12 protein-coding genes and 1 pseudogene are annotated in these 11,288 nt (G+C 69.4%); all 13 read left to right on the top strand.

All coding sequences use genetic code 11. From position 1 onward, the window contains the following. Positions 1-13: 13 nt before the first annotated feature. The gene (locus ABIE38_RS03575) at positions 14-751 is read left to right on the top strand and encodes a DUF2786 domain-containing protein (RefSeq protein WP_354054040.1); all 738 of its coding nucleotides are present in this window, start codon (positions 14-16) and stop codon (positions 749-751) included. A gap of 69 nt (positions 752-820) precedes the next feature. Beyond that, on the top strand, positions 821-1,858 hold the full coding sequence (argC, locus tag ABIE38_RS03580; protein WP_354054041.1) for an N-acetyl-gamma-glutamyl-phosphate reductase: 1,038 nt from the start codon (positions 821-823) through the stop codon (positions 1,856-1,858). Positions 1,859-1,926: 68 nt separating this feature from the next. Continuing rightward, complete coding sequence (locus ABIE38_RS03585) at positions 1,927-2,331, top strand: hypothetical protein (protein WP_354054042.1); 405 nt, start codon at positions 1,927-1,929, stop codon at positions 2,329-2,331. A gap of 1 nt (position 2,332) precedes the next feature. Further along, positions 2,333-3,268 (top strand): acetylglutamate kinase, encoded by a 936-nt coding sequence (gene argB / locus ABIE38_RS03590; RefSeq protein WP_354054043.1) that lies wholly within the window; start codon positions 2,333-2,335, stop codon positions 3,266-3,268. Then, positions 3,265-4,479, top strand: coding sequence for an acetylornithine transaminase (locus ABIE38_RS03595; RefSeq protein WP_354054044.1), 1,215 nt, complete (start codon positions 3,265-3,267; stop codon positions 4,477-4,479). The genes argB and ABIE38_RS03595 overlap by 4 nt, the downstream gene beginning before the upstream one ends. Continuing rightward, positions 4,476-5,417 carry an ornithine carbamoyltransferase gene (argF, locus tag ABIE38_RS03600; RefSeq protein WP_354054045.1) on the top strand — a complete coding sequence of 314 codons (942 nt, stop codon included), beginning with the start codon at positions 4,476-4,478 and terminating at the stop codon, positions 5,415-5,417. Before ABIE38_RS03595 ends, argF begins: the two co-directional genes overlap by 4 nt. Beyond that, positions 5,414-5,911, top strand: coding sequence for an arginine repressor (locus tag ABIE38_RS03605; protein ID WP_354054046.1), 498 nt, complete (start codon positions 5,414-5,416; stop codon positions 5,909-5,911). The genes argF and ABIE38_RS03605 overlap by 4 nt, the downstream gene beginning before the upstream one ends. Positions 5,912-5,964: 53 nt before the next feature. Next, a complete protein-coding gene (locus tag ABIE38_RS03610) occupies positions 5,965-7,164 on the top strand; it encodes an argininosuccinate synthase (RefSeq protein WP_354054047.1) in 1,200 nt (399 codons plus the stop codon). After that, positions 7,161-8,600: an argininosuccinate lyase gene (gene argH / locus ABIE38_RS03615; RefSeq protein WP_354054048.1), complete on the top strand. Its 1,440-nt coding sequence runs from the start codon at positions 7,161-7,163 to the stop codon at positions 8,598-8,600. The genes ABIE38_RS03610 and argH overlap by 4 nt, the downstream gene beginning before the upstream one ends. 5 nt (positions 8,601-8,605) lie before the next feature. After that, positions 8,606-8,827: a Trm112 family protein gene (locus ABIE38_RS03620; protein WP_354054049.1), complete on the top strand. Its 222-nt coding sequence runs from the start codon at positions 8,606-8,608 to the stop codon at positions 8,825-8,827. Further along, positions 8,824-9,474: a DNA-3-methyladenine glycosylase gene (locus ABIE38_RS03625; protein WP_354054050.1), complete on the top strand. Its 651-nt coding sequence runs from the start codon at positions 8,824-8,826 to the stop codon at positions 9,472-9,474. Before ABIE38_RS03620 ends, ABIE38_RS03625 begins: the two co-directional genes overlap by 4 nt. A gap of 31 nt (positions 9,475-9,505) precedes the next feature. Then, complete coding sequence (gene tyrS / locus ABIE38_RS03630; protein ID WP_354054051.1) at positions 9,506-10,777, top strand: tyrosine--tRNA ligase; 1,272 nt, start codon at positions 9,506-9,508, stop codon at positions 10,775-10,777. Between the two features lie 294 nt (positions 10,778-11,071). After that, positions 11,072-11,288, top strand: a pseudogene (locus tag ABIE38_RS03635) (hypothetical protein); the annotation flags it as partial.

Genomic DNA, 11,288 nt, shown 5'->3' on the forward strand with positions numbered 1-11,288 from the left:
CCGGGAGTAGACCATGTCCATCACGCAGCCCGCCTCCGCCGAGTCCTCCGCCGCGAAGGCGCTGGACCGGGTCCGCAAACTGTTCGCCAAGGCCGAGAGCGTCGCCGGCACGCCGGAGGCCGAGGTCTTCCTCGAACGGGCCTACGGGTTGCTCGCGAAGTACGGCGTCGACGAGGCGCTGGCGAGATCGGGGCTCGATGCGCAGCCCGCGGAAGTGACCGTGCTCGATCACATGGTCGCCGGGAAGTACCAGCCGGACCAGGTGGGACTGGTCGCGTCCCTGGCCGGCGCGATGCACTGCCGGGCCGTCACCTCCACCCGCGGTGACGGTGCGAAGGTCGTCCATATCGTGGGGGTGCGTCGGCACGTCGAGCGGGTGGGCATGCTCGCCGGCGCGCTCACGGGGGTGATGCTCGCGGCGGCAGCGCGCCAGCGGCCGGCTCCCGGCGTCTCGCCGGTCACCCACCGGAAATCGTTCATGACCGGCTTCGCCTTCGAGGTGGGACGCCGATTGGCCGCGGCCGAACGCGGAGCCGTCGCCGGCAGCGCGGACGCCGCCGGAGCGGGACTCGTCCTGAGATCGGACGCCCAACGGGCGGACTCCGAACTGCGGCGCTGCTTCCCCTCGGCGGTCCGTGGTGCACGACGGCGGGTGGGTACCTCGGGCATCGAGGAGGGGCGTCGCGTGGGCGGATCGGTGGACCTCGGGCAGAGCCGCTTCCGCGGGGGACGGCGTCAACTCGGCGCCTGACCTGCCCGGAGTGGTGGAGTGCGGGGAGCCGGTGTGCAAAAGATTGCACAGTGATGCATACTTGTGCGCATGGCAATCAAGGTAGCGGTCGCAGGTGCTTCGGGTTACGCGGGCGGAGAGTTCCTCCGCCTCCTGCTCGGGCACCCCGCCCTTGTGTCGGGCGAGATGGAGATCGGGACCCTGGCCGCAGGGTCCAACGCCGGGCAGCCGCTGGTCCACCACCACCCCCATCTCCTGCCACTCGCGGACCGCGTCCTTGTCGAGACCAGTGCGGACACGCTGGCCGGGCACGACGTCGTGGTGCTGGGCCTTCCGCACGGCCACTCCTCGGCGATCGCCGAGCAGTTGGGACCGGACGTCCTCGTCGTCGACCTGGGTGCGGACTTCCGGCTGACCGACGCCTCGGACTGGGAGGCCTACTACGGTTCTGCGCACGCCGGCACCTGGCCGTACGGTCTGCCCGAACTCCCCGGAGCGCGTGAGGCGCTGCGATCGACCCGCCGGATCGCGGTGCCCGGGTGCTTCCCCACGGGGGCGAGCATCGCGCTGTTCCCGGCGGTGGCGGCCGGACTGGTCGATGCGTCGGGGATCACGATCGTCTCGGTCACCGGCGCCTCGGGCGCAGGGAAGTCCGCCAAGGTGCCGATGCTCGCCTCGGAGGTCATGGGCTCGGCTAAGGCGTACGGCGTCACGACCCACCGCCACGCGCCCGAGATCACCCAGAACCTGCGGGCGGTCACCGAGTCGCCGGTGTCGGTGAGCTTCACCCCGGTCCTGGCCCCGATGGCCCGGGGCATCCTCACCACCGCGGTCGCACCGACCACGGCGGCGGCGGGGGAGTTACGGCGGGTCTACGCGGAGGCGTTCGACGACGAACCCTTCGTCCACGTGCTCCCCGAGGGCGTGCAGCCGATGACCGCCTCCGTTCTCGGGTCCAACGCCGTGCAGCTCGGCATCGAGGTGGACGAACGGGCGGGGCGTGCGGTATTCACCGCGGCGATCGACAACCTCGCCAAGGGCACCGCCGGTGGGGCGATCCAGTCCATGAATCTGGCACTCGGACTGCCCGAGACGGCGGGGCTCAGCACGGTCGGCCTCGCCCCGTGAATGCGGGCATTCTGTCCGGGGCGGTATCCGGTGGTCGCACCCACGGTCTCGAATCGTGGTCTGACCCGGTGCGGAGCGACGCGGTGTTCTGGGTGGCTCCCGCGGGCGCGACGTCCGTGCTGGAGGTCGTCGGCGAGGGAACCGACGCCGCGGAACTGCGGTGGAGCACCCTGAGCGCCGAGATCCCGTCGATCCGCGCGGTCGTCCTGCTCGACGGCCCCGGTGCCGGTGTCCCCGGCGAGGACTTCACGTACACGCACTGCGTCGCCGAGGACGTCGCCCGGTTCGTCGGCACCCGGTCAGGTGCCGAGGTCGGACCGATCGAGGTACTCGTCTTCCGACCGGACACCGATCACACCCCGTGGCCGGAACCCGCACCCACGGCCGACGGAGTGGAGTTCCGGTTCCGCCACCGCGGCGGTGCCGACGTCCGACTGACCCTGACCGTTCCCGACCAGCCCGGAGAGGCCTGACATGACCACCGAGATGAACGACGGGTCGACCGAGTTGACGCCGTTCGTCCGTGCCCACGTCCTCGCCGAGGCGCTGCCGTGGCTGCAGAAGTTCCACCACAAGATCGTCGTGGTCAAGTACGGCGGTAACGCGATGATCGACGACCAGCTCAAGGCGGCGTTCGCGGCCGACATGGTGTTCCTCCGGACCTGCGGTCTCAAGCCGGTGGTGGTCCACGGGGGCGGCCCCCAGATCACGTCGATGCTCGGTCGCCTGGGGATGGAGGGCGAGTTCCGCGGGGGATTCCGGGTGACCACGCCCGAGGTCATGGACATCGTCCGCATGGTGCTGTTCGGCCAGGTCGGCCGAGAACTGGTCGGGCTCATCAACGCCCACGGGCCCTACGCGGTCGGGATCTCCGGAGAGGACGCGGGATTGTTCACCGCGGTCCGGCGGACGGCGATGGTGAACGGCGAACCGACCGACATCGGACTGGTCGGCGACGTCGAGTCGGTGGACCCCGGCGCCGTCCTGGACCTCATCGAGGCCGGCCGGATCCCCGTCGTGTCCACCATCGCCCCGGATGCCGACGGCACGGTCCACAACATCAACGCCGATTCCGCCGCCGGCGCACTCGCCACCGCTCTCGGCGCCGAGAAACTCGTCGTCCTCACCGACGTCGAGGGGTTGTACACCGACTGGCCGGACCGGTCCTCACTGGTCACGCATCTCGGGACCGGTCCCCTCGAGCGAGTTCTACCGTCGCTCGAGAGCGGCATGGTCCCCAAGATGGAGGCGTGCCTGCGTGCGGTGCAGGGCGGGGTGCGGGCGGCCCACGTCATCGACGGACGCGTCGAACACTCCGTGCTGCTCGAGGTCCTCACCGAGGGCGGCATCGGGACCATGGTCACCGAGGGTGACCACGAGATCCGCACGCCGGCAGGAGGAGCGAGATGACCGGGACCGACACCATGTCCCTCACCGCACGGTGGGACGGCGCGCTCATGCGTAACTACGGCACCCCGCCGCTCGAGCTCGTCTCGGGCCGGGGCGCCACCGTCACCGCCTCGGACGGTCGCGAGTACGTGGACCTGCTCGGGGGGATCGCGGTCAACTCACTCGGTCACGCGCACCCCGCGGTGGTCGACGCGGTCAGTCGCCAGATCGCCGAGCTCGGCCACGTGTCCAACCTCTACATCCACCCGACGGTGGTGACGCTGGCCGAGCGTCTCGAGTCGCTGCTGGCGGTGGACGCGCCCGTCCGCGCCTTCTTCTGCAACTCGGGTGCGGAGGCCAACGAGGCCGCGTTCAAGATCGCCCGTCGGACGGGACGCTCGCGGATCCTCGCAGCGGAGAACGGCTTCCACGGGAGAACCATGGGCGCCCTCGCGATGACGGGTCAACCCGCCAAACGCGAGCCGTTCGAACCGATGCCCGCAGGGGTCGAGTTCTTCCCCTACGGCGACACCGCCGCGCTCACCGCTCTCGTCGAGCAGGCTCCCGGGGACACGGCCGCCGTGATCGTCGAGCCGGTCCAGGGTGAGGGAGGGGTGGTCGAACCCCCCGAGGGCTTCCTGGCCGACGTGCGATCGTTGTGCAGCGAGCACGGCATCCTCATGATCGTCGACGAGGTCCAGACCGGGATCGGTCGTACCGGTGCGATGTTCGCCACGCGGCGGGCCGGGGTGGTCCCTGACGTGATCACCCTGGCCAAGGGCCTGGGAGGCGGGTTGCCGATCGGTGCCTGCCTGGCGGTCGGTGCGGCCGGGGAGCTTCTCACCGCGGGCCAGCACGGGACCACGTTCGGCGGTAACCCCGTCGCGTGCGCGGCCGCCCTGGCCGTTCTCGACACGATCGAGGCCGACGACCTGATCGCGCACGTCGACCGACTCGGGAAGATCATCGCCGCGGAGATCGAGTGCCTGGACCACCCGTTGGTCGACCACGTGCGGGGGAGGGGCCTGCTGCTCGGGGTCGTGCTCACCGCCCCGCTCGCCAAGGCCGTGGAGGGGGCGGCCCGGGAGGCCGGGTACCTCGTCGGTGCCACCACCGCGGACGTGGTCCGACTCGCCCCGCCGCTCGTGCTGACCGAGGAGCAGGTCGCCCGGTTCGTCGCCGGACTCCCGGGCATCCTCGACGCCGCGACCCCGAAGGAGTCCAGCTCATGACCGCAGCATCGTCGTCGGTGCGGCACTTCCTGAGGGACGACGACCTCAGCCCCGCCGAGCAGGCCGAGGTCCTCGATCTGGGGATGCGGCTCAAGGCGGCCCCGTTCTCGGCCCGCCCGCTCGAGGGGCCGCGGTCGGTCGCCGTGATCTTCGACAAGACCTCCACACGGACCCGGTTCTCGTTCGACGCGGGGATCGCCCAACTCGGTGGGAACGCCATCGTGGTGGACTCCGGATCCACCCAGATGGGCAAGGGTGAGACCCTCTCCGACACGGCGAGGGTGATGTCGCGCTACGTCGAGGCGATCGTCTGGCGCACCTACTCGCAGGACGGACTCGTCGAGCTCGCCGCGCACTCGGACGTGCCCGTCGTCAACGCCCTGACCGACGAGTTCCACCCGTGCCAGATCCTCGCGGACCTGCTCACCATCCGTGAGAACTTCGGTCACACCGCGGGCCTGCGCGCGGTGTATCTCGGCGACGGCGCGAACAACATGGGGCACTCGTATCTGCTCGGATTCGCGACCGCGGGCATGCACATCACCATCGCCGCGCCGGAGGGTTACCAACCGACCGGCCAGGTCGTGTCGGACGCCGAGCGCGTGGCGGCGGGGACCGGCGGCTCCGTGAGGATCACGACCGACGTCGACTCGGCGGTGGCCGGGGCTGACGTCCTCATCACGGACACCTGGGTGTCGATGGGGATGGAGGACTCGGCGACCGACCGGCTCCGCGATCTGGCCGACTACCAATTGGGGCAGGAATCCGTCGACAAGGCGTCCGACGACGTGATCGTCCTGCACTGCCTTCCCGCCTACCGCGGCAAGGAGATCGCGGCCGAGGTCATCGACGGCCCCCGCAGCCGTGTGTTCGACGAGGCCGAGAACCGCCTCCACGCGCAGAAGGCGCTGCTCGTGTGGCTCATGGAGCGGTCGTGACGACGGTGGGGACGGTCAGCAGGACCGCCAGGCACGCCAGGATCGCCGAGATCCTCCAGCGTCGACCCGTCCGGAGCCAGACCGAACTGGCGGAGGCCCTGGCCGAGGAGGGCATCGCGGTCGCGGTGGCCACCCTGAGCCGCGATCTCGACGAGCTCGGAGCCGTCAAGCTCCGGGCCGCCGACGGCGGCGCGGGCCGCTACATCATCCCGGAGGACGGCAGCCGGGCCCCGGGGATCCCCGGGGGCACGGACAGGCTCGGCAGGCTCCTCGGCGACCTCCTGGTCTCGGCTGACCACAGTGGCAACATCGCGGTCCTGAGGACCCCGCCCGGCGCCGCGAACTTCCTGGCGAGCGCCCTCGACCGCGCCAACCTCGATGACGTGGTGGGGACGATCGCCGGGGATGACACCATATTCGTGATGGCCCGTGAACCCGTCGGAGGCGCCGAGCTCGCGGACCGGCTCGCCTCCCTGGCCCGACGCCCACTCTGACATGCACGACCCGACCCCAGAACTCTGAAATCCGAACCATCAAGGAGCACACCATGTCCGATCGCGTAGTCCTCGCCTACTCCGGCGGCCTCGACACCTCTGTCGCCATCAGCTGGATCGGCAAGGAGACCGGAGCCGAGGTCGTCGCCGTCGCCATCGACCTGGGTCAGGGTGGTGAGGACATGGACGTCATCCGGCAGCGCGCACTGGACTGCGGCGCCGTCGAATCGATCGTCGTGGACGCCCGTGACGAGTTCGCCGACGAGTACTGCGCCCCCACGATCAAGGCCAACGGGATGTACATGCGGGAGTACCCGCTGGTCTCGGCGATCTCCCGTCCGCTGATCGTCAAGCACCTGGTCACGGCGGCCAAGATGCACGGCGGTACCTCCGTCGCACACGGCTGTACCGGCAAGGGGAACGACCAGGTCCGCTTCGAGGTGGGCTTCGGTGCACTCGCCCCCGACCTCGAGGTGATCGCCCCGGTCCGCGACTACGCCTGGACGCGTGAGAAGGCCATCGAGTTCGCGGAGCAGAACGAGATCCCCATCAACGTGACCAAGAAGTCCCCGTTCTCGATCGACCAGAACGTCTGGGGCCGCGCGGTGGAGACCGGCTTCCTCGAGGACCTGTGGAACGCCCCCACGAAGGACGTCTACGACTACACCGAGGACCCGACGCTCAACTTCGCCGCTCCCGACGAGGTCACCGTCAGCTTCTCGGAGGGCATCCCCGTGGCGATCGACGGGCGCAAGGTCTCCGTGCTCGAGGCGATCGTGGAGCTCAACCGCCGGGGCGGGGCCCAGGGCGTGGGGCGGCTGGACATGGTCGAGGACCGGCTCGTCGGTATCAAGAGCCGCGAGGTGTACGAGGCGCCGGGCGCGATGATCCTCATCACCGCGCACAAGGCGCTCGAGGACGTCACCCTCGAGCGGGAGCTGGCGCGGTACAAGTCGGGGGTCTCCGACCAGTGGTCCAACGCGGTCTACGACGGGCTGTGGTTCTCCCCGCTCAAGTACGCCCTCGACGCCTTCATCGACAACACCCAGCAGCACGTCTCCGGGGACATCCGGATGGTCCTGCACGGTGGTTCCATCGTCGTCAACGGTCGTCGTTCCGACTCCTCGCTCTACGACTTCAACCTCGCGACCTACGACGAGGGGGACTCGTTCGACCAGAGCTACGCCAAGGGCTTCGTGAACCTCCATGGCCTGAGCTCCAAGATCGCCGCCAAGCGGGACCTCGGGCTGTGAGCGACGCCGACCGGCAGGACGACCGGCATGGCACCAACGCCGGAGCACTGTGGGGTGGCCGCTTCGCGGGCGGGCCCGCCGAGGCGATGGCCGCGCTGAGCAAGTCCACGCACTTCGACTGGGAGCTGGCCCCGTACGACATCAGGGCCTCCAAGGCCCACGCCAGGGTTCTGCACCGCGCGGGGTTGCTCTCCGGTGCGGACCTCGACGCGATGCTGGACGGTCTGGACCGCCTGGCCGCGGACGTCGATTCCGGCGCGTTCGTCCCGGCAGAATCCGACGAGGACGTGCACGGTGCACTCGAACGCGGTCTGATCGACCGCGTGGGTGTCGAGGTGGGTGGGCGTCTCCGTGCCGGCCGGTCACGCAACGACCAGGTCGCCACGCTGTTCAGGATGTGGTTGCGGGACGCGGTGCGTGAGGTGGCCGGGGGTGTGCTCGACGTGGTCGACGCTCTCGTGACGCAGGCGGACCAGCACCCCGAGACCGTGATGCCGGGCAAGACGCACTTCCAGGCAGCCCAGCCGATCCTGCTCTCGCACCAGCTCCTGGCCCACGCGCAGCCGCTGCTACGGGACGTCGATCGGATTCGTGACCTGGACCGCCGTCTCGCGGTGTCCCCGTACGGTTCGGGCGCCCTCGCCGGGTCGTCACTCGGTCTGGATCCGGACGCGATCGCGGCGGAGCTCGGCTTCGACCGCGCGGCGGACAACTCGATCGACGCGACGAGCTCGCGGGACTTCGCCGCCGAGGCGGCCTACGTCCTCGCGCAGATCGCGGTCGATCTCTCCCGCCTGGCGGAAGAGGTGATCGCCTGGTCGACCCCGGAGTTCGGATACGTGACCCTGGCCGACGAGTGGTCGACCGGCAGTTCGATCATGCCGCAGAAGAAGAACCCTGACGTCGCGGAGCTGATGCGCGGCAAGACGGGTCGGTTGATCGGCAATCTGACCGGACTGCTCGCCACCCTCAAGGCCCAGCCGTTGGCCTACAACCGGGATCTGCAGGAGGACAAGGAACCGGTCTTCGATTCGGTCGCGCAGCTCTACCTGCTCCTCCCGGCGATGGCCGGGATGGTCTCGACCCTGACGTTCCACCCGGAGCGCCTCGCCGCGCTCGCCCCGGCCGGATACACGTTGGCCACCGACATCGCGGAGTGGATGGTCCGTCAGGGCGTGCCGTTCCGCGTCGCCCACGAGGCGGCCGGGGAGTGCGTGCGGGTGGCCGAGTCCCGCGGTGTCGGGCTGGAGGAGTTGACCGACGAGGAGTTGGCGACCGTCGACCCGGCGCTGACGCCCGACGTCCGCGACGTGCTCACCGTGACGGGATCGATCGCGTCACGGAGCGCGCGGGGCGGCACCGCCGGCACCGCCGTGGCCGAACAGCGGCGGCGCCTGGGAGAGATCCGTGACGAGCTCGCCCGCTGGGTAGGGTGAGCGCCATGGCCGCCATCGATGACCGTCTGCTCGAGATCCTCGCGTGCCCCGAGGACAAGGGCCCGCTCCTCCTGGCGGGCGACGACACGCTCTACAACCCCCGCCTCCGCCGCGCCTACCGGATCGATGACGGTATTCCGGTCCTGCTGGTGGACGAGTCACGTCAGGTGGATGACGCCGAGCACGCGGACCTGCTCGCACGTTCGGGCGGAGCCCCCCAGGAGTGAACCGGCGCCACGCCGGAGCGGACCCCTTCCGCACGCTGCTCCGCGAGTCGGACCCGGCCGGAGCCGCGCGCGCACTGCTCGGGGGTGTGCTGACCCATGACTCCGTCTCGGTGCGGGTGGTCGAGGTGGAGGCCTACGGAGGACCGGTCGACTCACCCCATCCGGATCCCGCCGCGCACACCTGGCCGGGTCCGACCCCACGCAACGAGGTGATGTTCGGCGACGCCGGCCACCTGTACGTCTACCTGAGCCACGGAATCCACCGGTGCGTCAACATCACCTGCCGTCCCGCGGGCGAGGGCGGTGGGGTGCTGCTGCGCGCCGCCCGGGTGGAGGGCGGACACAGGGTGGTGGGCGACCGCCGGCCCGGGATACCGCTCGAACACGCGGCTCGCGGGCCGGGGAACCTCGGCAAGGTGTTGGGTATCGATCTCTCCCACCGGGGCACGGACGTGCTCGCCCCGTCGTCGTCGGTCACATTCCGCCCCGAACCGGTACCCGGGTCGCAGATCCGGTCCGGCCCCAGGGTCGGTGTCTCCCGTGAGGCGGAACGACCCTGGCGGTTCTGGCTGGCGGGCGCCCGGGAGGTCTCCTCCTACCGGCGCAGTCCACGCGCGCCGAGGGAGACGCACCCCGCCCCGTGGTAGCCCACCGCGTCGATGGGGAACAATGGGACGCGTGACTTCCAACATCCTCGAAGACCTGCAGTGGCGGGGACTCATCGCGCAGTCGACCGACCTCGACGCGCTCCGTGCCCATCTCGACGAGGGCACCGTGACGCTGTACTGCGGCTTCGATCCCACCGGGCCGAGCCTGCACGCAGGTCACCTGATCCCGCTTCTCACCCTCCGGAGGTTCCAGCTGGCGGGGCACCGGCCGATCGTCCTGGCCGGGGGGGCGACCGGGATGATCGGCGACCCCCGCGAGGTGGGGGAGCGCACCATGAACACCGCGGACACCGTGGCCGAGTGGGCCGAGCGCATCACCGGTCAGCTCGAGCTCTTCGTGGACCTCACCGAGGGGCCCGTGGGCGCCCGGGTGGTCAACAACATGCAGTGGACCGGTCACCTGACCGCCATCCAGTTCCTCCGCGACGTCGGCAAGCACTTCTCGCTCAACACGATGCTCGGGCGCGACACGGTCAAGCGTCGTCTGGACGGCGACGGGATCTCGTACACCGAGTTCTCCTACATGCTCCTGCAGGCCAACGATTTCGTGCAGTTGCGTCGCACCATGGGGTGCACGCTGCAGATCGGCGGCTCCGATCAGTGGGGGAACATCGTCGGCGGCGTCGATCTGAACCGCCGGATGGACGGGGAGTCGGTGCACGCGATGACCGTTCCCCTCGTCACCTCGTCCGACGGGAAGAAATTCGGCAAGTCGACGGGCGGGGGCAGCCTCTGGCTCGACCCGGCGCTGACCACCGCTTACACCTGGTACCAGTACTTCCTCAACACCTCCGATGCGGATGTGGTCCGCTACCTACGGTGGTTCTCGTTCCTGGGCCGGGAGGAGATCGACGAACTGGACTCACTCACCCGGGAGAAGCCGCACCTGCGGGCGGCGCAGAAGCGCCTCGCCGAGGAGATGACCACGATGGTGCACGGGGTGGCGGCCACGGAATCGGTGCAGGCGGCGTCCCAGGCCTTGTTCGGACGCGGAGAGTTGGCCGAGCTCGATGAGCGGACGCTCGGTGCCGCGCTCGAGGACGCCGGCGCGGTCGAACTGGGATCCGATGAACCGAGGACGATCGTCGATCTCCTGGTCGCATCCGGTCTGTGCGAGAGCAAGGGCGCGGCCCGACGTGCCGTCGGTGAGGGAGGCGCGTACGTCAACAACATCCGCATCGAGGATGTGGAGTGGCTGCCCGAGACGACCGACCTCCTGCACGGGGCCTGGCTGGTCCTCCGGCGCGGAAAGCGGAACCTGGCCGGGGTACGGATCCGCTGATCCGGGGAGTATGGGGAGCGGCGCCGGTGAACGCCGGCGCCGTCTCCCATTTGTAGGGTTGACCTGGCGATTTGCGTTTGGGTTCACGTCTGCGTAACTTATTGGAAGTCGCCGAGAGCGAGTTCGGGCCGGGAGGTCGGGGCTGGTGGAGGTGGCGTGTTTCAGATGGTTGTGCGGGCCCGGTTTTGACTTGGTGGGTCGGTGTGGCTAGGCTGGAGAAGTTGCCCCGAAACGGGCGGCGAGTAGTAGGTCCCTCGTGATCCGGTGGTCGGTGACTGTCCGGGGAGCGGTGTGGTGGTGTTGTTTGAGAACTCAACAGTGTGTTTTGTTTGTGATAGTGCCAAATTTTTTGTTTGGTTGCGACCCTTTTCACATCCCTGTCGTGGGGGGTCGCGTTTTTTGGAACAGCCAGTTTGTATTGGTTTGTTTTTTGCTTGGATTGTGCTTTTTGTAGTGCTGAGAAGCTTTTATGGAGAGTTTGATCCTGGCTCAGGACGAACGCTGGCGGCGT

The organism is Dietzia sp. 2505 (genome assembly GCF_040546785.1).
In the GTDB taxonomy this organism is placed as follows: Bacteria; Actinomycetota; Actinomycetes; order Mycobacteriales; family Mycobacteriaceae; genus Dietzia.